Source organism: Streptomyces sp. NPDC052396, from assembly GCF_044593195.1.
In the GTDB taxonomy this organism is placed as follows: Bacteria; Actinomycetota; Actinomycetes; order Streptomycetales; family Streptomycetaceae; genus Streptomyces.
The window spans coordinates 95,781-119,346 of the sequence record NZ_JBIUAW010000008.1 but is presented as its reverse complement, the minus strand read 5'-3'; the positions used below and the strand labels follow the sequence as shown (position 1 = coordinate 119,346).

Annotated in this window: 23 protein-coding genes; 21 read left to right on the top strand and 2 right to left on the bottom strand. The window is 71.0% G+C overall.

The genetic code is table 11. The features are described 5' to 3' along the window. Nucleotides 1-17: 17 nt before the first annotated feature. Nucleotides 18-713 carry a DUF2470 domain-containing protein gene (locus tag ACIHFE_RS21990; RefSeq protein ID WP_400108889.1) on the bottom strand — a complete coding sequence of 232 codons (696 nt, stop codon included), beginning with the start codon at nucleotides 711-713 and terminating at the stop codon, nucleotides 18-20. A gap of 188 nt (nucleotides 714-901) precedes the next feature. Between ACIHFE_RS21990 and rpsD the strand changes: the two genes are divergently transcribed. The 15 genes from rpsD (at nucleotide 902) to nusB (ending at nucleotide 14,823) form a co-directional block, all read left to right on the top strand. Beyond that, complete coding sequence (rpsD, locus tag ACIHFE_RS21985; RefSeq protein ID WP_400108888.1) at nucleotides 902-1,516, top strand: 30S ribosomal protein S4; 615 nt, start codon at nucleotides 902-904, stop codon at nucleotides 1,514-1,516. Nucleotides 1,517-1,715: 199 nt separating this feature from the next. Then, nucleotides 1,716-2,147 (top strand): DUF948 domain-containing protein, encoded by a 432-nt coding sequence (locus tag ACIHFE_RS21980; protein ID WP_400108887.1) that lies wholly within the window; start codon nucleotides 1,716-1,718, stop codon nucleotides 2,145-2,147. An 8-nt stretch (nucleotides 2,148-2,155) separates the two neighbouring features. Further along, complete coding sequence (locus ACIHFE_RS21975; RefSeq protein WP_400108886.1) at nucleotides 2,156-2,482, top strand: DUF6167 family protein; 327 nt, start codon at nucleotides 2,156-2,158, stop codon at nucleotides 2,480-2,482. Continuing rightward, on the top strand, nucleotides 2,482-5,148 hold the full coding sequence (alaS, locus tag ACIHFE_RS21970; RefSeq protein ID WP_400108885.1) for an alanine--tRNA ligase: 2,667 nt from the start codon (nucleotides 2,482-2,484) through the stop codon (nucleotides 5,146-5,148). The genes ACIHFE_RS21975 and alaS overlap by 1 nt, the downstream gene beginning before the upstream one ends. Before the next feature lie 3 nt (nucleotides 5,149-5,151). Beyond that, nucleotides 5,152-5,616: a Holliday junction resolvase RuvX gene (gene ruvX, locus ACIHFE_RS21965; RefSeq protein WP_400108884.1), complete on the top strand. Its 465-nt coding sequence runs from the start codon at nucleotides 5,152-5,154 to the stop codon at nucleotides 5,614-5,616. Between the two features lie 126 nt (nucleotides 5,617-5,742). After that, nucleotides 5,743-7,431 carry an endolytic transglycosylase MltG gene (gene mltG, locus ACIHFE_RS21960; RefSeq protein ID WP_400108883.1) on the top strand — a complete coding sequence of 563 codons (1,689 nt, stop codon included), beginning with the start codon at nucleotides 5,743-5,745 and terminating at the stop codon, nucleotides 7,429-7,431. Then, nucleotides 7,428-8,261 (top strand): shikimate dehydrogenase, encoded by an 834-nt coding sequence (locus ACIHFE_RS21955; protein WP_400108882.1) that lies wholly within the window; start codon nucleotides 7,428-7,430, stop codon nucleotides 8,259-8,261. The genes mltG and ACIHFE_RS21955 overlap by 4 nt, the downstream gene beginning before the upstream one ends. Before the next feature lie 117 nt (nucleotides 8,262-8,378). Further along, nucleotides 8,379-9,563: a chorismate synthase gene (gene aroC, locus ACIHFE_RS21950; RefSeq protein WP_400108881.1), complete on the top strand. Its 1,185-nt coding sequence runs from the start codon at nucleotides 8,379-8,381 to the stop codon at nucleotides 9,561-9,563. After that, complete coding sequence (locus tag ACIHFE_RS21945; RefSeq protein WP_400108880.1) at nucleotides 9,560-10,093, top strand: shikimate kinase; 534 nt, start codon at nucleotides 9,560-9,562, stop codon at nucleotides 10,091-10,093. Before aroC ends, ACIHFE_RS21945 begins: the two co-directional genes overlap by 4 nt. A 7-nt stretch (nucleotides 10,094-10,100) precedes the next feature. Beyond that, nucleotides 10,101-11,192 (top strand): 3-dehydroquinate synthase, encoded by a 1,092-nt coding sequence (aroB, locus tag ACIHFE_RS21940; RefSeq protein ID WP_400108879.1) that lies wholly within the window; start codon nucleotides 10,101-10,103, stop codon nucleotides 11,190-11,192. 38 nt (nucleotides 11,193-11,230) lie between these two features. Next, nucleotides 11,231-11,722, top strand: coding sequence for a type II 3-dehydroquinate dehydratase (gene aroQ / locus ACIHFE_RS21935; protein ID WP_400109279.1), 492 nt, complete (start codon nucleotides 11,231-11,233; stop codon nucleotides 11,720-11,722). A gap of 120 nt (nucleotides 11,723-11,842) precedes the next feature. Next, nucleotides 11,843-12,601, top strand: coding sequence for an AAA family ATPase (locus ACIHFE_RS21930; protein WP_400108878.1), 759 nt, complete (start codon nucleotides 11,843-11,845; stop codon nucleotides 12,599-12,601). A gap of 57 nt (nucleotides 12,602-12,658) precedes the next feature. Continuing rightward, a complete protein-coding gene (locus ACIHFE_RS21925) occupies nucleotides 12,659-13,780 on the top strand; it encodes a M24 family metallopeptidase (RefSeq protein ID WP_400108877.1) in 1,122 nt (373 codons plus the stop codon). 45 nt (nucleotides 13,781-13,825) lie between these two features. Further along, a complete protein-coding gene (gene efp, locus ACIHFE_RS21920; RefSeq protein ID WP_400108876.1) occupies nucleotides 13,826-14,392 on the top strand; it encodes an elongation factor P in 567 nt (188 codons plus the stop codon). 2 nt (nucleotides 14,393-14,394) lie between these two features. Beyond that, nucleotides 14,395-14,823: a transcription antitermination factor NusB gene (gene nusB / locus ACIHFE_RS21915; RefSeq protein ID WP_400108875.1), complete on the top strand. Its 429-nt coding sequence runs from the start codon at nucleotides 14,395-14,397 to the stop codon at nucleotides 14,821-14,823. Between the two features lie 87 nt (nucleotides 14,824-14,910). On the opposite strand, the gene bldD is transcribed toward nusB, so the two are convergent. Further along, entirely contained in the window at nucleotides 14,911-15,411 is a 501-nt protein-coding gene (gene bldD / locus ACIHFE_RS21910; protein WP_004948690.1) for a transcriptional regulator BldD, read from the bottom strand. A gap of 197 nt (nucleotides 15,412-15,608) precedes the next feature. Here bldD and pyrR point away from each other — a divergent pair, with 197 nt between their 5' ends. From pyrR to carB, 6 genes are all read left to right on the top strand, one after another. Continuing rightward, on the top strand, nucleotides 15,609-16,172 hold the full coding sequence (gene pyrR, locus ACIHFE_RS21905; RefSeq protein ID WP_400108874.1) for a bifunctional pyr operon transcriptional regulator/uracil phosphoribosyltransferase PyrR: 564 nt from the start codon (nucleotides 15,609-15,611) through the stop codon (nucleotides 16,170-16,172). A gap of 91 nt (nucleotides 16,173-16,263) precedes the next feature. Continuing rightward, nucleotides 16,264-17,241, top strand: a complete 978-nt coding sequence (locus ACIHFE_RS21900) for an aspartate carbamoyltransferase catalytic subunit (RefSeq protein ID WP_400108873.1) — start codon at nucleotides 16,264-16,266, stop codon at nucleotides 17,239-17,241. After that, the gene (locus ACIHFE_RS21895) at nucleotides 17,241-18,536 is read left to right on the top strand and encodes a dihydroorotase (RefSeq protein ID WP_400108872.1); all 1,296 of its coding nucleotides are present in this window, start codon (nucleotides 17,241-17,243) and stop codon (nucleotides 18,534-18,536) included. The genes ACIHFE_RS21900 and ACIHFE_RS21895 overlap by 1 nt, the downstream gene beginning before the upstream one ends. 1 nt (nucleotide 18,537) lies before the next feature. Further along, nucleotides 18,538-19,101 (top strand): hypothetical protein, encoded by a 564-nt coding sequence (locus ACIHFE_RS21890; protein ID WP_400108871.1) that lies wholly within the window; start codon nucleotides 18,538-18,540, stop codon nucleotides 19,099-19,101. Then, nucleotides 19,098-20,240 (top strand): glutamine-hydrolyzing carbamoyl-phosphate synthase small subunit, encoded by a 1,143-nt coding sequence (carA, locus tag ACIHFE_RS21885; RefSeq protein ID WP_400108870.1) that lies wholly within the window; start codon nucleotides 19,098-19,100, stop codon nucleotides 20,238-20,240. The genes ACIHFE_RS21890 and carA overlap by 4 nt, the downstream gene beginning before the upstream one ends. Continuing rightward, nucleotides 20,233-23,544 carry a carbamoyl-phosphate synthase large subunit gene (gene carB / locus ACIHFE_RS21880; protein ID WP_400108869.1) on the top strand — a complete coding sequence of 1,104 codons (3,312 nt, stop codon included), beginning with the start codon at nucleotides 20,233-20,235 and terminating at the stop codon, nucleotides 23,542-23,544. The genes carA and carB overlap by 8 nt, the downstream gene beginning before the upstream one ends. Nucleotides 23,545-23,566 lie beyond the last annotated feature (22 nt).

The window sequence follows — 23,566 nt, the reverse complement described above, 5'->3', positions numbered from 1 at the left end:
GGGGGCGCGCCCGGACCTCAGTCGTGGGCCGCCGCCTCGAAGAGCCGGTGCATGGCCCGGCGCAGCCCGGGGATGTCGTTCACCGGCTCCGGGAAGTCGAAGCGGGCGTCGAAGGAGCCCGCGGCGCGGACGAAGCGGACGCGCAGGCCGAAGCGGTCCAGCGCCAGCGGAATCACCCGGTCCGCAGGGGTCCAGGACTGCGGTCCGCTGAGCAGACTCCGCAGGGACGAGACCTGGTCCCCGTGCCCGGAGTGCAGGTGCTGCAGCAGTTCCGCCTCGTGTCCGGCCAGCGGGTCGGCCTCGGCGGCGGCGAAGGCGGCCGCGTCCACCCGCTCGGTGCCCCACAGGTCGTCCACATGGGCCTCGCCGAACTCCAGCCGCACCAGCGCCCGGCCCGGATCGGCCGTCGCCCCGGGCACGGTGGTGAGCCAGCCGGAGATCCAGGCCCGGCCCCGGATACGGTGGGGGACCGCGACCGGGGCCACATCGGTGAGCTCCAGTACCGCCGGCACCTCGTCGTCCTGGGCATGGGTGGCGGTGCGCACGGCGGGGGAGTCGGCCGGGAAGAGCAGGAACACATCGCCGTCCGGTCCCACGCTGCGGACCTTGGGCAGCAGCTGCTCGGGGCGGACCGAGTCCAGGCCGGGGATCAGCAGCACCGCGGAGCATGTACCCTGTACGAGAGTTCGTGTGCGCTCGGCTGCTGACGGCATCCGTGCGATTTCAAGTCCGCTGGGACGCGGCTGACCACGATCTGATCGGACCTCCGTCGCTTCGACGCCCTGGATGGCGTCGGTCTTCTTTGTGCTGTCCGTGATGTGACTGGTGTTCCCAGGGCGAGACATACGATCTCCTTGAGTAAGGTGAGCCTAACCTAACCTATTTCGGAGGTCTGGAGAACGTGCCTAACCAGTCGCGTCCCAAGGTCAAGAAGTCTCGTGCGCTCGGCATCGCGCTGACGCCGAAGGCCGTCAAGTACTTCGAGGCCCGTCCCTACCCGCCGGGTGAGCACGGCCGTGGCCGCAAGCAGAACTCGGACTACAAGGTCCGTCTGCTCGAGAAGCAGCGTCTGCGCGCCCAGTACGACATCAGCGAGCGCCAGATGGCGCGCGCCTACGACCGTGCCAAGAAGGCCGAGGGCAAGACCGGCGAGGCGCTGGTTGTCGAGCTCGAGCGTCGTCTGGACGCCCTGGTGCTGCGCTCCGGCATCGCCCGGACCATCTACCAGGCCCGTCAGATGGTCGTGCACGGCCACATCGAGGTCAACGGCGGCAAGGTCGACAAGCCGTCCTTCCGCGTCCGTCCCGACGACGTGGTGACCGTCCGCGAGCGCAGCCGTGCCAAGCACCCCTTCCAGGTTGCCCGCGAGGGTGGCTACGCCGGTGAGGGCGAGACCCCGCGCTACCTGCAGGTCAACCTGAAGGCGCTGGCCTTCCGCCTGGACCGTGACCCGAACCGCAAGGAAATCCCGGTCATCTGCGACGAGCAGCTCGTCGTCGAGTACTACGCCCGCTGACCCGGCCGTAACGCTCTTTGCCCAGCCCGTCGTCTCCCCGGCCTCCGCGGCCGGGAAGCCGGCGGGCTTGTGCGTTCTCCGGGCCCGGTCATGGGCCGGAAACCGGGCACAAAACGCGGTACAGGCGCCGGTGTCCGGCGCGATAAGGTCGGTATCCGACGTCCAACGACCAGCGACGATCAGCAGGGAGCGGTGCATCGTGTCCGGTGGAGAGGTGGCCGGGATCCTTGTGGCCGTCTTCTGGGCGATCCTGGTGTCCTTCATCGCCCTGGTCCTGGTGCGTCTCGCGCAGACGCTCAAGGCGGCCACCAAGCTGGTCGCCGAGGTCACGGAGCAGGCCGTTCCGCTGCTCGCCGACGCCTCCGCGACCGTACGCTCCGCCAACAGCCAGCTCGCCCGCGTCGACTCGATCGCCGCGGACGTCCAGGAAGTGACGGCCAACGCCTCCGCGCTCTCCTCGACCGTCTCCACGGCCTTCGGCGGCCCGCTGGTCAAGGTGGCCGCCTTCAGCTACGGGGTGCGGCGGGCGATGGGCCGCAGGACGGAGCCGGACCAGGCCCGCACCGTGATCGTCGGCAAGCAACTGCCGTCCGCCCGGCGCGGCGGCCGTCGTACCCGTGGGAAGGGCTGACCCGAGAAATGTTCCGCCGCGCTTTCTGGTTCACCTCCGGTGTGGCCGCCGGTGTATGGGCCACCACCAAGGTCAACCGCCAACTGAACAAGCTGAAGCCGGAGAGCCTGGCCCTGCAGGCGGCAGACCGGGCCGTCCTGGCCGGCCGCCGGGTCAAGCTCTTCGCCCTGGACGTGCGCGACGGCATGGCGCACCGGGAGGCGGCGCTCAAGGACGCCCTCGGCCTGAGCGCCGGGCCGGAGCCCGAGCGCCGGGAACTCCCCGAGCAGCGCCGGCTGGTCGCACTCGAACAGCAGCACCCCTACCACTCGCTCACCCGGAAAGAGGACCACTGATGGAGTCGGCTGAAATCCGCCGCCGCTGGCTGCGCTTCTTCGAGGAGCGCGGGCACACCGTCGTCCCGTCGGCGTCGGTCATCGCGGACGACCCGACCCTGCTGCTGGTCAACGCCGGCATGGTGCCCTTCAAGCCGTACTTCCTCGGCGAGGTCAAGCCGCCCTTCACCCGCGCCACCAGCGTGCAGAAGTGCATCCGCACCCCTGACATCGAAGAGGTCGGCAAGACCACCCGCCATGGCACCTTCTTCCAGATGTGCGGCAACTTCTCCTTCGGTGACTACTTCAAGGAAGGGGCCATCAAGTACGCCTGGGAGCTGCTGACCGCTTCCGTGGCGGACGGTGGCTACGGGCTGGACCCGGAGAAGCTCTGGATCACCGTCTATGAGCAGGACGACGAGGCCGAGCGCATCTGGCGCGATGTCATCGGCGTGCCCGCCGAGCGGATCCAGCGTCTGGGCAAGGGCCCCAACTTCTGGTCCATGGGCGTCCCCGGCCCCTGCGGCCCCTGCTCCGAGATCAACTACGACCGCGGCCCCGAGTTCGGCGTCGAGGGCGGCCCGGCCGTCAACGACGAGCGGTATGTGGAGATCTGGAACCTGGTCTTCATGCAGTACGAGCGCGGCGCCGGCGAGGGCAAGGAGGACTTCCCCATCCTCGGCGACCTGCCCGCCCAGAACATCGACACCGGCCTCGGTCTCGAGCGCCTGGCGATGATCCTGCAGGGCGTGCAGAACATGTACGAGACCGACACCCTGCGCGTGGTCATCGACAAGGCCACCGAGCTGACCGGCGTCCGCTACGGCTCCTCGCATGACACCGATGTCTCGCTGCGCGTGGTCGCCGACCATATGCGCACCTCGGTGATGATGATCGGCGACGGCGTCACCCCCGGCAACGAGGGCCGTGGCTATGTGCTGCGCCGCATCATGCGCCGCGCCATCCGCAATATGCGCATCCTGGGCGCCACCGGGCCGGTGGCCGCCGAGCTGCTGGACGTGGTCATCACGACCATGGGGCAGCAGTACCCGGAGCTGGAGACCGACCGCAAGCGCATCGAGACCGTCGCGCTCGCCGAGGAGGCGGCCTTCCTCAAGACGCTCAAGGCCGGCACCAACATCCTGGACACCGCGGTCACCGAGACCAAGACCGCCGGCTCCACCGTGCTGCCGGGCGACAAGGCGTTCCTGCTCCATGACACCTGGGGCTTCCCCATTGACCTCACCCTGGAGATGGCCGCCGAGCAGGGCCTGTCCGTGGACGAGGCCGGCTTCCGCCGCCTGATGAAGGAGCAGCGGGAGCGCGCCAAGGCCGACGCCAAGGCCAAGAAGACCGGCCACGCCGACCTGTCCGCCTACCGCGAGCTGGCCGACACCGCCGGGGAGACCGACTTCACCGGTTACCTCCGGACCGAGAACGAGGCCACCGTGGTCGGCCTGCTGGTGGACGGCGTGCCCTCGCCCGCCGCCACCGAGGGCGACGAGGTGGAGGTCGTGCTGGACCGTACGCCCTTCTACGCCGAGGGCGGTGGCCAGCAGGCCGACCAGGGCCGGATCAAGCTGGACAACGGCGCGGTCATCGAGGTCCGCGACGTCCAGAAGCCGGTGCCCGGCGTCAATGTCCACAAGGGCGTCGTCCAGGTAGGTGAAGTGACGGTGGGCGCTTCCGCGTACGCCGTCATCGATGTCACGCGCCGCCGGGCCATCGCGCGCGCCCACAGCGCCACCCACCTCACCCACCAGGCGCTGCGCGACGCCCTGGGCCCGACGGCCGCCCAGGCCGGTTCGGAGAACGCCCCGGGCCGCTTCCGTTTCGACTTCGGCTCGCCGGCGGCCGTGCCCGGCACCGTGCTCACCGATGTGGAACAGCGGATCAACGAGGTGCTCTCCCGGGAGCTCGATGTCACCGCCGAGGTCATGAGCCTGGACGAGGCCAAGAAGGCCGGTGCCATCGCCGAGTTCGGCGAGAAGTACGGCGAGCGGGTGCGGGTGGTCACCATCGGCGACTTCTCCAAGGAGCTGTGCGGCGGTACCCATGTGCACAACACCGCCCAGCTGGGCCTGGTGAAGCTGCTCGGCGAGTCCTCCATCGGCTCCGGTGTGCGCCGGGTGGAAGCCCTGGTCGGCGCCGACGCCTACAACTTCCTGGCCCGGGAGCACACGGTGGTCGCCCAGCTCACCGAGCTGGTCAAGGGCCGCCCGGAGGAGCTGCCGGAGAAGATCTCCGGGATGCTCGCCAAGCTCAAGGACGCCGAGAAGGAGATCGAGCGCTTCCGCGCCGAGAAGGTGCTGGCCGCCGCCGCCGGTCTGGCCGAGGGCGCCAAGGATGTGCACGGGGTGGCCCTGGTCACCGGGCAGGTGCCGGACGGCACCGGCGCCGACGACCTGCGCAAGCTGGTGCTGGACGTCCGCGCCCGGCTGGCTTCACGCCCGGCCGTGGTGGCGCTGTTCACCGTGGCCAACGGCCGTCCGCTGACCGTCATCGCCACCAACGAGGCCGCCCGTGAGCGCGGGCTCAAGGCCGGTGACCTGGTGCGCACCGCCGCCAAGACGCTGGGCGGCGGGGGCGGCGGCAAGCCGGACGTGGCCCAGGGCGGTGGCCAGAACCCGCAGGCCGTGGGCGAGGCCATGGCCGCCGTGGAGCGGCTCGTCGCGGAAGCGGTCTGAGCCGTGCGACGAGGCAGGCGCATCGCCATCGACGTCGGGGACGCCCGGATCGGGGTCGCCAGCTGCGACCCCGACGGGCTGCTGGCCACCCCGGTGGAGACCGTGCCCGGCCGGGATATCCCGGCCGCGCACAAGCGGCTGGTGGCGATCGTCGAGGAGTACGAGCCCATCGAGGTGGTCGTCGGCCTGCCCCGCTCGCTCAGCGGGCGGGAGGGGCCGGCGGCCGCCAAGGTGCGCACCTTCGCCAAGGAGATGGCCCGGCGCATCGCCCCGGTGCCGGTGCGGCTGGTGGACGAGCGGATGACGACCGTCACCGCCGCCCATGGGCTGCGCGCCTCCGGGGTCAGCGCCAAGAAGGGACGTTCCTTCGTCGATCAGGCGGCGGCCGTGGTCATTCTGCAGAGCGCCCTGGAGGCCGAGAAGGTCTCCGGGCGTCCTCCCGGCGAAGCCGTCGAAGCGGTCATCTAATCGCGATACGGTAACCTTCCGCGCGACATGGCAGCTGTTCGAACGCCATCCGTACAGGACCAGACGATCGGACCCGCGCTCCCCGCGAGCGCCGAGCGGCTGCCGCTGTGCGGCTCTAGGGGACAGATGACTGAGTACGGCCGGGACTCCGGCTCCCAACCGTGGCATCCCGGCGACCCTCGCTATGGGGAACAGGGCTACGACGGGCAGCAGCAGTACCCGCAGCAGCAGCCTCAGCAGCCGTACTACGGTCACCCGGAACAGCAGCAGTACGGCTGGGATCCCGCGCAGGGCGCGGGGTCCCCTTACGGGCACGCCCCGCAGGGCGGGCCGTATCCGGGTCAGGGTGACCCCTATGCGGGGAACCCGCAGGACTACTACGGGGCTCCGGGCGCGTACCCCGCGCCGCACCAGCAACAGGCCGTACCCCAGCAGTACCAGCAGCAGCCGCATGAGCAGCTGGTACAGCAGCAGGACCAGCAGCATCAGCAACCCCAGCATCAGCAGTCTCAGCATCAGCAGCAGCCCGTGCCCCAGCAGCAGCACCAGCAGCCGCAGGAGCAGTGGCAAGCCGATCCTGATCCCGGGGACACCGGCGAACTCTCCTTCTTCGACGGCCTGTCCGGCGAGGAGGCCAAGGCCGCGCCCGCCGCCGGGGAAGCCGCCGAGGACGAGGAGGCGGCCGAGGAGAGCCCCCGCGGCCGGGAGCGGCGCGGCAAGGGCAAGGACAAGGGCAAGAAGAACAAGCGGCGCAGCGGCACCGCCTGTCTGGTGGCCTCCGTGGTGCTGCTGGGCACCGTGGGCGGCATCGGCTATCTGGGCTACGACTACTGGGAGACCCACTACGGCCCCGCGCCCGACTACCAGGGCGAGGGCTCCGGCCAGGTGCAGATCGTGGTGGCCAAGGGCGCCGGCCTCACCCAGATCGGTGATCTCCTGGCGCGCAACGGCGTGGTCAAGAGCGCCCGCGCCTTCTCCGAGGCGGCCGCCGGCAAGGCCATCCAGCCGGGCACCTACACCCTGCACCAGGAGATGTCCGGCGAGGCGGCGGTCGCCATGATGACCAACGCCGGGAACTTCCTGACCCTGCGCGAGGGCATCCGGGCCGCCCAGGTCTACAAGGCCGTTGACGACAAGCTCGGGCTCAAGCCCGGCACCACCAAGGATGTGGCGCACAGCCAGGCGAAGAACCTGGGGCTGCCGGACTGGGCGAACAGCGACCCCAGCATCAAGGACCCGCTGGAGGGCTTCCTCTTCCCCTCCCAGTACAACGCCGGCAAGGGCACCAAGCCGGAGGACCTGCTGCGGCAGATGGTCGACCAGGCCAAGAAGAAGTACGCCGAGCAGGACCTGGACGGCAAGGCCAAGGAGCTGGGCCTGAAGTCGCCGCTCCAGTTGATCACCGTGGCCAGCCTGGTCCAGGCCGAGGGCCGCTCCCCGCATGACTTCGACAAGATCTCCCGGGTGATCTACAACCGGCTCAAGCCGGACAACAAGGAGACTTACGGGCTGCTGGACTTCGACTCCACGGTCAACTACGCCAAGAGCCAGAGCACCCTGGACACCGGTTCGGTCAACGACCTGCGCAAGTTCAAGGACCCGTACAACACCTACAACATCAAGGGCCTGCCGCCCGGCCCGATCGGCAACCCGGGCGCGGAGGCGCTGAAGTCCGCGCTGGAACCGGCGCCCGGCCCCTGGTACTACTTCGTGTCGGTCAACGAGAACGAGACACTGTTCGCCGTGACCAACGAGGAGCAGAACAAGAACCGCCAGCGCTATGAGCAGGAGCACAAGAAGGCGGCCGGCCAGTGAGTGACCGCCACCGGGCGGCGGTACTGGGCTCGCCCATCGCCCACTCGCTCTCCCCGGTGCTGCACCGGGCCGCCTACGCCGCACTCGGCCTGGCCGGCTGGAGCTATGACCGGTTCGAGGTGGACGAGGCCGCGCTGCCCGGCTTCCTGGACCGGCTGGACGACAGCTGGGCCGGGCTGTCCCTGACCATGCCGCTGAAGCGGGCGGTGATCCCGCTGCTGGACGAGATCAGTGCCACCGCCGCCGCCGTGGAGGCGGTCAACACGGTGGTGTTCACCGGGGACGGCCGGCGGGTCGGCGACAACACCGACATCCCCGGCCTGGTGGCGGCGCTGCGCGAGCATGGCGTGGGCGAGGTCGGCTCGGCCGCGGTGCTCGGCGCCGGAGCCACCGCCTCCTCGGCGCTGGCCGCGCTGGCCCGGGTGTGCACCGGCGAGGTCACCGCCTATGTGCGCAGCGCGGAGCGGGCCGCCGAGATGCGCGGCTGGGGCGAGCGGCTGGGGGTGGCGGTGCGCACCGCCGACTGGTCCAGGGCTGCCGAGGCGCTGGGTGCGCCGCTGGTGATCGCCACCACCCCGGCCGGTGCCGTGGACGCGCTGGCGCATGCCGTGCCGGAGCACCCCGGCACGCTGTTCGATGTGCTCTACGAGCCCTGGCCCACCCCGCTGGCCACCGCCTGGGCGGCCCGCGGCGGATCCGTGCTGGGCGGCCTGGACCTGCTGGTGCACCAGGCGGTGCTCCAGGTCGAGCGGATGACCGGCCGGGTACCGGCCCCGCTGGCGGAAATGCGCCTGGCGGGCGAGGCGGCACTGGCGGCGCGCGGCGGCTGACCACGGCGGACGCCGGTGTCTCACCCACCCGTCCGCATCGCGGACCTGAGCCGGGTGCGGGCGGTCGCCCATGGGAGGATCAGGGCGAGCATTCCGCCTGGCACTTGAGGAGCACCGTTGAGCAGGTTGCGCTGGCTGACCGCTGGGGAGTCGCACGGCCCCGCACTGGTGGCGACGCTGGAGGGACTTCCCGCCGGCGTGCCGGTGACCACCGAGATGGTGGCGGACCACCTGGCCCGGCGGCGGCTCGGCTATGGCCGCGGCGCGCGGATGAAGTTCGAGCGCGACGAGGTCACCTTCCTCGGCGGGGTGCGGCACGGTCTGACCATGGGCTCCCCGGTCGCGGTGATGGTGGGCAACACCGAGTGGCCCAAGTGGGAGAAGGTGATGGCGGCCGACCCGGTGGACCCGGCGGAGCTGGCCGCCCTGGCCCGCAACGCCCCGCTGACCCGGCCCCGTCCGGGCCACGCGGACCTGGCCGGCATGCAGAAGTACGGCTTTGACGAGGCCCGTCCGGTGCTGGAGCGGGCCAGCGCCCGGGAGACCGCGGCCCGGGTGGCGCTGGGCGCGGTGGCCCGGTCCTTCCTCAAGGAGGCGGCCGGCATCGAGATCGTCTCCCATGTGGTGGAGCTGGCCGCCGCCAAGGCGCCCTACGGCGTCCACCCCAAGCCCTCCGATGTGGCGCGGCTGGACGCGGACCCGGTGCGCTGTCTGGACGAGGCCGCGAGCAAGGCGATGGTCGCCGAGATCGACCAGGCGCACAAGGACGGCGACACCCTGGGCGGCGTGGTCGAGGTGCTGGCCTACGGCGTGCCGGTGGGCCTGGGCTCCCATGTGCACTGGGACCGGCGGCTGGACGCCCGGCTGGCCGCCGCCCTGATGGGTATTCAGGCCATCAAGGGAGTGGAGGTCGGCGACGGCTTCGAGCTGGCCCGGGTGCCCGGCTCCCGGGCGCATGACGAGATCGTCCCCACCGAGGACGGCATCCGCCGCTCCTCCGGCCGCTCCGGCGGCACCGAGGGCGGCCTGACCACCGGCGAACTGCTGCGGGTGCGCGCCGCGATGAAGCCCATCGCCACCGTGCCCCGCGCCCTGGCCACCGTGGATGTGGCCACCGGCGAGCCGGCCCAGGCACACCACCAGCGCTCCGACGTCTGCGCGGTGCCCGCGGCGGGCATCGTGGCCGAGGCGATGGTGGCGCTGGTGCTGGCGGACGCGGTGCTGGAGAAGTTCGGCGGCGACAGCGTTGCGGAGACCCGCCGCAACCTGCGCGGCTACCTCGAGAACCTGGCCATCAGGTGACCGGGCCGCTGGTGGTGCTGGTGGGCCCGCCCGGCGCGGGCAAGTCCACCATCGGCGCGCTGCTGGCGCGGCGGCTGGAGACCGGCTACCGGGACACCGACGCCGATATCGAGGCGACGGCCGGCAAGCCCATCCCGGAGATCTTCGTCGAGGACGGCGAGCCGCACTTCCGCGAGCTGGAGCGGCGGGCGGTGCGCGCCGCCGTCGAGGAGCACCCTGGGGTGCTCGCGCTGGGCGGTGGCGCGATCATGGACCCCGGCACCCGCGCCCTGCTCGACGGCCTTCCGGTGGTCTTCCTGGAGGTCGAACTCGCCGACGCGGTACGGCGGGTGGGGCTGGACACCCCCCGCCCGCTGCTCGCGGTCAACCCCCGCAAGCGGTGGCGCGAGCTGATGGAGCAGCGCCGGCCGCTCTACACCGAGGTCGCCCGCGCGGTGGTGCCCACCGGCGGCCGCACCCCCGCCCAGGTCGCCGACGCGGTGATCGAGGCCTTGGGCCTGCAGGGCCGTAACCGACAGACCATCCAGTGAGGAACCCATGACCGACGCCCCCACCCGTATCCATGTCGCAGGCAGCGCGGGCACCGCGCCCTACGAGGTGCTGGTAGGGCACCAACTGCTGGGCGAGCTGGCCGGTTTGATCGGCAAGGCCGCCCGGCGGGTGGCCGTGGTGCACCCCGAGGCGCTGGCCGCCACCGGTGAGGCGCTGCGCGAGGACCTGGCCGCCCAGGGCTATGAGGCCGTCGCCATCCAGGTGCCCAACGCCGAGGAGGCCAAGACCGCCGAGGTCGCCGCCTACTGCTGGAAGGCGCTGGGCCAGAGCGGGTTCACCCGCACCGATGTGATCGTCGGTGTCGGCGGGGGAGCCACCACCGACCTGGCCGGCTTTGTGGCGGCCACCTGGCTGCGGGGGGTGCGCTGGATCGCGGTGCCCACCACCGTGCTGGGCATGGTGGACGCCGCGGTCGGCGGCAAGACCGGCATCAACACCGCCGAGGGCAAGAACCTGGTGGGCGCCTTCCACCCGCCCGCCGGGGTGCTGTGCGACCTGGCCGCGCTCCAGTCGCTGCCGGTCAACGACTATGTCTCCGGCCTGGCCGAGGTGATCAAGGCCGGTTTCATCGCCGACCCGGCCATCCTGGAGCTGATCGAGGCCGACCCGGAGGCCGCCCGCACCCCGGACGGCCCGCACACCGCGGAGCTGATCGGGCGGGCGATCCGGGTCAAGGCGGAGGTGGTCTCCAAGGACCTGCGGGAGTCCGGCCTGCGGGAGGTCCTCAACTACGGGCACACCCTGGCGCACGCCATCGAGAAGAACGAGCGCTACAACTGGCGCCATGGCGCGGCGGTTTCGGTCGGCATGGTGTTCGCCGCCGAACTCGGCCGGATCGCCGGGCGGCTGGACGACGCCACCGCCGACCGGCACCGCGCGGTACTCACCTCGGTGGGGCTGCCGGTGACCTACCGGGGCGACCAGTGGCCCAAGCTGCTGGAGACGATGAAGATCGACAAGAAGACCCGGGGCGACCGGCTGCGCTTTATCGTGCTGGAGGGCCTGGCCCGGCCGGCCGTGCTGGAGGCGCCGGATCCCGCCATGCTGCTGGCCGCGCACGCGGAGATCGCGGCGTGAGCGGCGCACGCGCGGCCGCCGGGCCGCAGACGGAGGCGATGGCCGCACCTCTGCGCCGCGCGGGCGGAGAAGCGAACCAGGAGCAGGTGACGGCCGCCCGGGTGCTGGTGCTCAACGGCCCCAATCTGGGGCGGCTGGGCTCCCGGGAGCCCGATGTCTACGGTTCCACCTCCTACGCCGGCCTGGTGCGCGAGTGCACCGCGCTGGGCGCGGAACTCGGCCTGGCGGTCGAGGTGCGGGAGACCAATGACGAGGGCGAGCTGGTGCGCTGGCTGCATGAGGCGGCCGACGGAGCGCTGCCGGTGGTCATCAACCCCGGTGCGTTCACCCACTACTCGTACGCCATGCGGGACGCGGCCGCCCAGCGCACCGCCCCGCTGATCGAGGTGCACATCTCCAACCCGCACGCCCGGGAGGAGTTCCGGCACACCTCGGTGATCTCGGCGGTGGCCAGCGGCACCATCGCCGGGTTCGGCATCGGCTCCTACCGGCTGGCGCTGCGTGCCCTGGCGGAGCAACTGACCGGCTGAGCCAGGGGCTTCGGGCACTTTCCGGGCCGTCGGGCCGTTGACCGCCCGGCGGCCCGCCGCGGCCGTCTCGGGTACCCTCAACGCGCCCCAGACACCAGTACGAGACGGAGTGCCAGTCGGATGCAGCACGCAGGGGGAGAGCCGCTGCCACCAGCGGGGGACGGCCTGGGGCCGATACCGGCCGCGCCCGGCTGGGCGGCCCCCGCTCCCCGGCCGGCCGGTCCGCCGGCGGTCCCCGGACCGCCCCCGGCGCACTTCCCGCCCGCGCCGGCCGCACCCGCACCCCCCGCGCCCCAGGCCACCGTGGTGGCCGACCCCCTGCAGGCGCCGGTGGCGGTGCTGCTGATCGGCCCGGCGGGCGCCGGCAAGACCACCGTGGCCCGGCACTGGGCGGACACCCGGCGGGTGCCCACCGCTCACATCAGCCTGGACGACGTCCGGGAATGGGTGCGGGCCGGCTTTGCCGACCCCCAGTCCGGGTGGAACGACCACTCCGAGGCCCAGTACCGCCTGGCCCGTCGCACCTGTGGCTTCGCTGCCCGCAACTTCATCGCCAACGGCATCTCCTGCATCATCGACGACGCGGTCTTCCCCGACCGGCCCTCGGTGGGCCTGGGCGGCTGGCAGCGGCATATCGGCCCCGGCCTGCTGCCGGTGGTGCTGCTGCCGGGCCTGGAGGTGGTCCTGGAGCGCAATGCCGAGCGCACCGGCAACCGCCGCCTCGGCGACGAGGAGGTCGCCCGGATCCACGGCCGGATGGCCGGCTGGTACGGCGCCGGGCTCCCCATCATCGACAACTCCCAGCAGGACGTGGCCACCACCGCCCGGCTGCTGGACGAGACCGTCACCCGCGCGCTGGCCGCGTCCAGCGGCTGGTAAAGCCCGGTCGGACGCGCTGGAACGGACGGTTCCGCTCGCCGTACGTACGCTCGAAGCATGTCCGACGTGTACGCGGCACGGCGCTCACGGCTCCTCGAACGATGTGTCACGGGCGGCAGCGAGGCCGCGCTGGTGACCGGCACGGCCAATGTCCGCTATCTGGCGGGCGGCGCGCCGGCCGGTTCCGCGCTGCTCGTCGGCCCCGGCCATGATGTGCTGCTGTGCACGGTCGACCCGTACGCCGACCACTTCGCCGGCACCGGCCCGGCCGGGCGGCCCGCCGAGGATCTCAGGGTCCAGCTGCTGCCCAGCGTGGAAGGCGACCCGGCGGTGGCCGCCGCCGAGCGGGCGGTGGCCGCCGGAGCGCGGTCGCTGGCGGTCGAGGAGCACCATCTGACCGTGATGCGCCATCGCGCCATGGGCTCGGTGGCGCCCCGGCTGCGCCTGGACGACCTGGGCCCGGCCGTGGAGCAGCAGCGCGTGGTCAAGGACGGCGAGGAGATCGCCGCGCTGCGCATCGCCGCCGAGATCGCCGACCAGGCGCTGGGCGAGCTGCTGGAGTCCATTCTGGTCGGGCGCACCGAGCGGCATCTGGCGCTGGAGCTGGAGCGCCGCCTGGTGGACCACGGCGCCGGCGGGGCGGCCTTCCCCACCTCGGTGGGCACCGGCCCCAACTCGGGGCTGGCCGGGCATGTACCGACCGACCGGCGGGTGGAGGAGGGCGACTTCCTCAGCGTCTGCCTGGGCGCCGACTACCGGGGCTACCACAGCGAGGTCGCCCGTACCTTTGTCATCGGCACCTCGCCCGCGGAGTGGCAGATCGAGCTCTACGACCAGGTGTTCGCGGCCCAGCGGGCCGGGCGGGAGGCGCTGGCCCCCGGCACGCCGTACCGTGAAGTGGACCGGGCGGCACGCCGGGTGCTGGAGGCGGCGGGGCACGGGGAACGGGTCGGTCCGTCCATCGGGCACGGGGTGGGACTGGAAAACGGCGAGGACCCGCGTCTCGCGCCCTCGGCCATGGGTAAACTGGACGCTTGCGTGCCGGTCACCGTAGATCCGGGAGTCCACCTCCCGGGGCGGGGCGGCGTCCGGATCGATGACACGCTCGTCGTCCGCCCAGAGGCGGACGGCGGACCCGAGCTACTCACCATCACGACCAAGGAGCTGCTCGCGCTGTAGCGCGCGCCTTCGGGGTCCCAGTTCAGTCCAGGAGATTCCGCAACCGTGGCTTCCACGAACGACCTCAAGAACGGCATGGTGCTCAAGCTCGAAGGCGGCCAGCTCTGGTCCGTCGTCGAGTTCCAGCACGTCAAGCCTGGCAAGGGCCCCGCGTTTGTCCGCACCAAGCTCAAGAACGTGCTCTCGGGCAAGGTTGTCGACAAGACCTTCAACGCCGGCGTGAAGGTTGAGACGGCCACCGTCGACCGCCGCGACATGCAGTTCTCCTACATGGACGGCGACTACTTCGTCTTCATGGACATGGAGACCTACGACCAGCTGCACATCGACCGCAAGGCCGTCGGTGACGCCGCCAACTTCCTGATCGAGGGCTTCAACGCCTCCGTCGCCCAGCACGAGGGCGAGGTGCTCTATGTCGAGCTCCCGGCCGCCGTCGAGCTGGTCATCAAGCACACCGACCCGGGCGTCCAGGGCGACCGCTCCACCGGTGGCACCAAGCCCGCCACCCTGGAGACCGACTACGAGATCCAGGTCCCGCTGTTCATCTCGACCGGCGAGAAGATCAAGGTCGACACCCGCTCCGGTGAGTACCTCGGCCGGGTGAACAGCTAACCGTGGCCGCCCGTAGCAAGGCCCGTAAGCGCGCCTTCCAGATCCTCTTCGAGGCCGATCAGCGCGGCACCACCGTGCAGACGGTGCTCGCCGACTGGATCCGGCACTCGCGGTCCGACGACCGGCAGCCGCCGGTCACCGAGTACACCATGCGGCTGGTCGAGGGGTACGCCGGGCATGTGGCCCGGATCGACGAGCTGATCGCGACCTATGCGGTGGACTGGGACCTGGACCGTATGCCCGTCGCCGACCGGAACATCGTCCGGCTCGGAGCGTACGAGCTGATCTGGGAGGACGAGACTCCGGACGCGGTGGCCATCGATGAGGCCGTGCAACTGGCCAAGGAGTTCTCGACCGACGAGTCGCCCGCCTTCGTCAATGGTCTGCTGGGCCGTTTCAAGGAGCTGAAGCCGAACATCCGGCGTTCCTGAACGGCCAACGGCCATGCGAAACCGCCGTGGGGCGGGAAACCGGCAAGGTTTCCCGCCCCACGGCGGTTTGTTTCCAAGAGCCGGACGTCAGGCGTCCTCGTGCTGCACGGCCCGACGGGCGTCCGCGTCCAGCACCCCCCAGCTGATGAGCTGCTCGGTCAGGACCGAAGGGGACTGGTCGTAGATCACGGCGAGGGTGCGCAGGTCATCCTGGCGGATGGAGAGCACCTTGCCGTTGTAGTCGCCGCGCTGGCTCTGAATGGTGGCCGCATAACGCTGGAGCGGACCCGCCTTCTCGGCCGGGACATGGGCCAGCCGCTCAAGGTCCAGCACCAGCTTCGGCGGGGGCTCGGCGGCACCGCCCGGCGTGGTGCCGGGCAGCAGCTCCTGCACGGGCACACCGTAGAAGTCGGCCAGCTCGGCCAGGCGCTGCACGGTCACGGCACGGTCGCCGCGCTCGTACGAGCCCACCACCACGGCCTTCCAGCGCCCCTGGGACTTTTCCTCGACTCCATGGAGGGAGAGTCCCTGCTGGGTGCGGATGGCACGGAGCTTGGCCCCGAGCTGTTTGGCGTATTCGCTGGACATAAAGCTCCCCGGACGAAGAGTGGTAACTCACTGTGAGGTTACGCAGCGTAATCTGCCTTCGTCAAGCCGAATGGTTCATGCGGTGCACCCCCCAAGGGCCCGTTCACCGGTTCCCGGCGGTACTGGTACCGTGGACCACGCAATTTCGACGTCCTTTAATGTCCGTCCCGTGAGGCGGAGAAGGAGGTCCGTTTCGTATGGACGCAAATGCTCCGGCGCGTCCCGTGCTCGAAGCACCGGACATCGCCCGGGTTCTCACCCGTATCGCCCACGAAATCGTCGAGCGCGCCAAGGGCGCGGACGATGTGGTGCTGCTTGGCATTCCCACCCGGGGTGTCTTCCTCGCCCACCGGCTGGCCGCCAAACTCCAGGAAATCACCGGCGCCCGCACCCCGGTCGGCTCTCTCGACATCACCATGTACCGCGATGACCTGCGGCTGCGCCCGGCACGTGCGCTGGCCCGTACCGAGATTCCCGGTACCGGCATCGACGGCCGGCTGGTGGTCCTGGTGGACGACGTCCTCTTCTCCGGCCGGACCATCCGCGCCGCGCTGGACGCGCTGAACGACATCGGCCGCCCGCGCGCCGTGCAGCTCGCGGTCCTGGTCGACCGCGGCCACCGCGAACTTCCGATCCGCGCCGACTATGTCGGCAAGAACCTCCCCACGTCGTTGCGGGAGACGGTCAAGGTGCAGCTCACCGAGGAGGACGGGCGCGACAGCGTCCTGCTCGGCGTGCACCCGGCCCCCGCCGGGCAGTAGCGGCCCCCAGCGGACCCGGTGACACCGGGCCCGCGAGCCCGCATGCCCGGCCCTCACTCCCGCATACCTCCCCAACATCGGAGTAATCCGGATGAAGCGTCACCTCATCTCGGCCGCCGACCTCTCCCGCGACGACGCGGTGCTGATCCTCGACACCGCCGAGGAGATGGCCCGGGTCGCTGACCGGCCGATCAAGAAGCTGCCGACCCTGCGCGGCCGCACCGTGGTCAACCTCTTCTTCGAGGACTCCACCCGCACCCGCATCTCCTTCGAGGCCGCCGCCAAGCGGCTGTCGGCCGATGTCATCAACTTCTCCGCCAAGGGCTCCTCGGTCTCCAAGGGCGAGTCGCTCAAGGACACCGCGCTGACCCTGGAGGCGATGGGCGCGGACGCGGTGGTCATCCGCCACCACGATTCCGGCGCCCCGTACCGGCTGGCCAACTCCGGCTGGATCGACGGCGCGGTGGTCAACGCCGGCGATGGCACCCATGAGCACCCCACCCAGGCCCTGCTGGACGCCTTCACCATGCGCCGCCGGCTGACCGGCCCGGACGCCGGGCTGGGCCAGGGCCTGGACGGCCGCCGGATCACCATCGTGGGCGACATCCTGCACAGCCGGGTGGCCCGCTCCAACGTCCATCTGCTGACCACCCTGGGCGCCCAGGTCACCCTGGTCGCCCCGCCCACCCTGGTGCCCATCGGGGTGGAGCAGTGGCCCTGCGAGGTCTCCTACGACCTGGACGCGGTGCTGCCCAAGTCCGACGCGGTGATGATGCTGCGCGTCCAGCGCGAGCGGATGAACGCCGCCTTCTTCCCCACCGAGCGGGAGTACGCCCGCCGCTACGGCCTGGACTCCGAGCGGATGGGCCGGATGCCGGAGCACTCCATCGTGATGCATCCCGGGCCGATGAACCGGGGCATGGAGATCACCGCGGAGGTCGCCGACTCCGCCCGCTGCACCGCGGTGGAGCAGGTCGCCAATGGCGTCTCCATCCGGATGGCCGTGCTGTACCTGCTGCTGGGCGGCGCGGAGCCCGCCGTCACCAACCGCACCGAGGAGAACAAGTGATGACCGACAAGACCCTGATCCGCGGTGCGAAGGTCCTCGGCGGCGAGCCGCAGGACGTGCTGATCGACGGCGAGACCATCACCGAGGTCGGCACCGGCCTCAGCGCCGACGGCGCCACCGTCATCGAGGCGGCCGGCAAGATCCTGCTGCCCGGCCTGGTCGACCTGCACACCCACCTGCGCGAGCCCGGCCGCGAGGACTCCGAGACCGTCCTGACCGGCACCCGCGCCGCGGCCGTCGGTGGCTACACCGCCGTGCACGCCATGGCCAACACCTTCCCGGTGGCCGACACCGCAGGCGTGGTCGAGCAGGTCTGGCGGCTGGGCCGGCAGTCCGGCTACTGCGACGTCCAGCCGGTGGGCGCGGTCACCGTGGGCCTGGAGGGCAAGAAGCTGGCCGAGCTGGGCGCCATGCACGACTCGGCCGCCGGGGTGCGGGTCTTCTCCGACGACGGCAAGTGTGTGGACGACGCCGTGATCATGCGGCGGGCGCTGGAGTATGTGAAGGCCTTCGACGGCGTGATCGCCCAGCACGCCCAGGAGCCCCGGCTGACCGAGGGCGCCCAGATGAACGAGGGCGTGGTCTCCGCCGAGCTGGGCCTGGGCGGCTGGCCGGCCGTCGCCGAGGAGTCGATCATCGCCCGCGATGTGCTGCTGGCCGCGCATGTCGGCTCCCGGGTGCACATCTGCCACCTGTCCACCGCCGGCTCGGTGGAGATCGTGCGCTGGGCCAAGTCCAAGGGCTGGCATGTCACCGCCGAGGTGACCCCGCACCACCTGCTGCTCACCGACGAGCTGGTGCGCAGCTACAACCCGGTCTACAAGGTCAACCCGCCGCTGCGCACCGAGGCCGATGTGACGGCCCTGCGCGAGGCGCTGGCAGACGGCACCATCGACTGTGTGGCCACCGACCACGCCCCGCACCCGCACGAGGACAAGGACTGCGAGTGGGGCGCGGCCGCCATGGGCATGGTGGGCCTGGAGACCGCGCTGTCGGTGGTCCAGCACACCATGGTCGACACCGGCCTGCTGGACTGGGCCGGGGTCGCCGACCGGATGTCCTTCCGTCCGGCCGCCATCGGCCGGCTGGCCGGGCACGGCCGGCCCGTCGCCGCGGGGGAGCCCGCCAACCTCACCCTGGTCGATTCCGCTTACCGTGGTGTGGTGGACCCCGCGGGCTTCGCCTCCCGCAGCCGTAACACCCCCTACCAGGGCCTGGAGCTGCCGGGGCGCGTCACCCACACCTTCCTGCGGGGCCGGGCGACGGTCGCCGACGGGAAGCTGACGGGAATCTGACGTGACAACTTTGATCAACCTGGCGGGCGAGCAGAAGTCGCAGGCCGTCACCGACTGGGCCGCGCGCATCGGCTGGGTGGTCGGACTGCTGCTCTTCGTCGCGCTGCTGTACTGGCTGATGCGCGAGGGCTGGAAGTGGCGCGGCACCCTCCAGGGCGACCTGCCCGAGCTGCCCGCCGTTCCCGGGGAGCCGGGCGAGCCCCTGCTGGAGATGGCCGGCCGCTACCACGGCTCCACCACCGCCGGGCAGTGGCTGGACCGCATCGTCGCCCAGGGCCTGGGCACCCGCAGCCGAGCCGAGCTCACCCTGACGGAGCAGGGCGTGACCGTCGTCCGTCCCGGAGCCCAGGACTTCCTCATCCCGGCCGGTGCCCTGCGCGGGGCCCGGCTGGAGAAGGGCATCGCCGGCAAGGTCCTCACCGAGGGCGGCCTGCTGGTGCTCACCTGGCAGCACGGCGAACGGACCATCGACTCCGGTTTCCGCTCCGACCGGGCGGCCGAGCACCCGGCCTGGGTCGAAGCAGTGAACAAGCACCACAACCGCACCACGGAAGGCGCACGATGACGACCTCCACCAGGGGGACCGAAAAGGTCCCCGCAGTACTCGTCCTGGAGGACGGCCGCAGTTTCCACGGCCGTGCCTACGGGGCCGTGGGGTCGACCTTCGGCGAGGCCGTCTTCTCCACCGGCATGACCGGCTACCAGGAGACCCTCACCGACCCCTCCTACCACCGCCAGGTGGTCGTCATGACCGCCCCGCACGTCGGCAACACCGGTGTCAACGACGAGGACCCCGAGTCCGCCCGGATCTGGGTGGCCGGCTATGTGGTCCGCGACCCCGCCCGGATCCCCTCCAACTGGCGCTCCCGCCGCTCCCTGGACGAGGAGCTGCGCGCCCAGGGCGTGGTTGGCATCTGCGGCATCGACACCCGGGCGCTCACCCGCCACCTGCGCGAGCGGGGTGCCATGCGGGTGGGCATCTTCTCCGGCAACGCGCTGCCCGACGAGGGCACCATGCTGGCCGAGGTGCGCCGGGCACCGGAGATGACCGGTGCCGACCTGTCCGCCGAGGTGGCCACCAAGGAGACGTATGTCGTCCCGGCCATCGGCGAGAAGCGGTTCACCGTGGCCGCCATCGACCTGGGCATCAAGGGCATGACCCCGCACCGGATGGCCGAGCGCGGCATCGAGGTGCATGTGCTGCCCGCCACCGCCACCATCGACGATGTCTACGCGGTCGCCCCGGACGGCGTGTTCTTCTCCAACGGCCCCGGCGACCCGGCCACCGCCGACCATCCGGTCTCGGTGATGCGCGGCGTGCTGGAGCGCGGAACTCCGCTGTTCGGCATTTGCTTCGGCAACCAGATCCTCGGCCGCGCGCTGGGCTTCGGCACCTACAAGCTGAAGTACGGCCACCGGGGCATCAACCAGCCCGTGCAGGACCGTACGACCGGCAAGGTCGAGGTCACCGCGCACAACCATGGCTTCGCCGTCGACGCCCCGCTCGACAAGGCGACCGACACCCCTTACGGCCGTGTCGAGGTCTCCCACGTCTGTCTGAACGACAACGTGGTCGAGGGTCTCCAGCTGCTCGACCAGCCGGCCTTCAGCGTCCAGTACCACCCCGAGGCAGCCGCAGGTCCGCACGACGCCGCATACCTGTTCGACCGCTTCGTCTCCCTGATGGAGGGCCAGCGTGCCTAAGCGCACCGACATCCAGTCCGTTCTGGTCATCGGCTCCGGCCCGATCGTCATCGGTCAGGCCGCCGAGTTCGACTACTCCGGCACCCAGGCCTGCCGCGTGCTGAAGGCCGAGGGCCTGCGGGTCATCCTGGTCAACTCCAACCCGGCCACGATCATGACCGACCCGGAGATCGCCGACGCCACCTATGTCGAGCCGATCACCCCGGAGTTCGTCGAGAAGATCATCGCCAAGGAGCGCCCCGACGCGCTGCTGCCCACCCTCGGCGGCCAGACCGCGCTCAACACCGCGATCTCCATGCATGAGAACGGCGTTCTGGAGAAGTACGGCGTCGAACTCATCGGCGCCAATGTGGAGGCGATCCACAAGGGCGAGGACCGCGACCTGTTCAAGGGCGTCGTCGAGGCCGTGAACGCCAGGACCGGTCATGGCGAGTCCGCCCGCTCGGTCATCTGCCACACCATGGACGAGGTCATCGCGGGCGTGGAGACGCTCGGCGGCTACCCCGTCGTCGTCCGCCCCTCCTTCACCATGGGCGGCGCCGGCTCCGGCTTCGCGCACGACGAGGAGGAGCTGCGCCGCATCGCTGGCCAGGGCCTGACGCTCTCCCCGACCACTGAGGTGCTCCTGGAGGAGTCCATCCTCGGCTGGAAGGAGTACGAGCTGGAGCTGATGCGCGACAAGCACGACAACGTGGTGGTCGTCTGCTCCATCGAGAACTTCGACCCGATGGGCGTGCACACCGGCGACTCCATCACCGTCGCCCCGGCGATGACGCTCACCGACCGCGAGTACCAGGTGCTGCGTGACATCGGCATCGCGATCATCCGCGAGGTCGGCGTCGACACCGGTGGCTGCAACATCCAGTTCGCCGTCAACCCCGACGACGGCCGGGTCATCGTCATCGAGATGAACCCGCGCGTCTCGCGCTCCTCGGCGCTGGCCTCCAAGGCCACCGGCTTCCCGATCGCGAAGATCGCTGCCCGTCTTGCGGTCGGCTACACCCTCGATGAGATCCCCAACGACATCACCGAGAAGACGCCGGCGTCGTTCGAGCCGACCCTCGACTATGTCGTGGTGAAGGCGCCCCGTTTCGCCTTCGAGAAGTTCCCCTCCGCCGACCCCACCCTCACCACCACCATGAAGTCGGTGGGCGAGGCCATGGCCATCGGCCGTAACTTCACCGAGGCGCTGCAGAAGGCCCTGCGCTCGCTGGAGAAGAAGGGCTCCCAGTTCGACTTCGTCTCCGCACCCGGGGACAAGGCGGAACTGCTGGCCAAGGCCAAGCAGCCGACCGATGGCCGGATCAACACCGTGATGGCCGCCATCCGCGCCGGGGCGACGCAGGAGGAGGTCTTCGAGGCCACCCGCATCGACCCCTGGTTCGTGGACCAGCTGTTCCTGATCCACGAGATCGCCGAGGACCTGCGCACCGCCGCCGAGCTGGAGCCCGCCCTGCTGGCCGAGGCCAAGCGGCACGGCTTCTCCGACGCCCAGATCGCCGCCGTCCGCGGCCTGCGCGAGGACGTGGTCCGCGAGGTGCGGCACGCACTGGGCGTCCGGCCGGTCTACAAGACGGTGGACACCTGTGCCGCCGAGTTCGCCGCGAAGACCCCGTACTTCTACTCCTCCTACGACGAGGAGTCCGAGGTCGCCCCGCGCGAGAAGCCCGCGGTGATCATCCTGGGTTCCGGCCCCAACCGCATCGGCCAGGGCATCGAGTTCGACTACTCCTGCGTCCACGCCTCCTTCGCGCTCAGCGACGCGGGCTATGAGACCGTGATGGTCAACTGCAACCCGGAGACCGTCTCCACCGACTACGACACCTCCGACCGGCTTTACTTCGAGCCGCTCACCCTGGAGGACGTCCTGGAGATCGTGCACGCCGAGCAGCAGGCCGGCCCGGTGGCCGGCGTGGTGGTCCAGCTCGGCGGCCAGACCCCGCTCGGCCTGGCGCAGGCGCTCAAGGACAACGGCGTGCCCATCGTGGGCACCTCGCCCGAGGCCATCGACCTGGCCGAGGAGCGCGGCGCCTTCGGCCGGGTGCTCACCGAGGCCGGCCTGCCCGCGCCCAAGTACGGCACCGCCTTCTCCTTCGAGGAGGCCAAGACCATCGCCACCGAGATCGGCTACCCGGTGATGGTCCGCCCCTCCTACGTCCTGGGCGGCCGCGGCATGGAGATCGTCTACGACGAGCCCTCGCTGGCCGGCTACCTGGAGCGGCACGCGGGCCTGATCTCCGAGCACCCGGTGCTGATCGACCGCTTCCTGGACGACGCCATCGAGATCGACGTGGACGCGCTCTACGACGGTCGGGAGCTCTACCTCGGCGGCGTGATGGAGCACATCGAGGAGGCCGGCATCCACTCCGGCGACTCGGCCTGCGCGCTGCCCCCGATCACCCTCGGCGGCTTCGACATCAAGCGGCTGCGCGCCTCGACCGAGGCCATCGCCAAGGGTGTCGGCGTCCGGGGCCTGATCAACATCCAGTTCGCCATGGCCGGGGACATCCTCTATGTGCTGGAGGCCAACCCGCGTGCCTCCCGTACCGTCCCCTTCACCTCCAAGGCCACCGCGGTACCGCTGGCCAAGGCCGCCGCCCGGATCTCGCTGGGCGCCACCATCGCCGAGCTGCGGGCCGAGGGGATGCTGCCCCGGTCGGGCGACGGCGGCACGCTGCCGATGGACGCGCCGATCTCGGTCAAGGAGGCCGTGATGCCGTGGTCGCGCTTCCGCGACATCCACGGCCGCGGCGTGGACACCGTGCTGGGCCCGGAGATGCGCTCCACCGGCGAGGTCATGGGCATCGACAGTGTCTTCGGCACCGCCTACGCCAAGTCCCAGGCGGGCGCCTACGGGGCGCTGCCGACCAAGGGCCGGGCCTTTGTCTCGGTGGCCAACCGCGACAAGCGCTCGATGATCTTCCCGGCCCGGGAGCTGGTGGCCCATGGCTTCGAGCTGATGGCCACCTCCGGCACCGCCGAGGTCCTCAAGCGCAACGGCATCAACGCCACCGTGGTGCGCAAGCAGAGCGAGGGCGAGGGGCCCAACGGCGAGAAGACCATCGTCCAGCTGATCCACGACGGCCAGGTCGACCTGATCGTCAACACCCCCTACGGCACCGGCGGCCGGCTCGACGGCTATGAGATCCGCACCGCCGCGGTCGCCCGGGCGGTGCCCTGCCTGACCACGGTCCAGGCGCTGGCCGCCGCGGTCCAGGGCATCGAGGCCCTCACCCGGGGCGACGTCGGCGTCCGTTCCCTGCAGGAGCACGCCGGACACCTGACCGCCGCCCGCGAGGCATAAGGCGACAGCAGGGGGACACCCG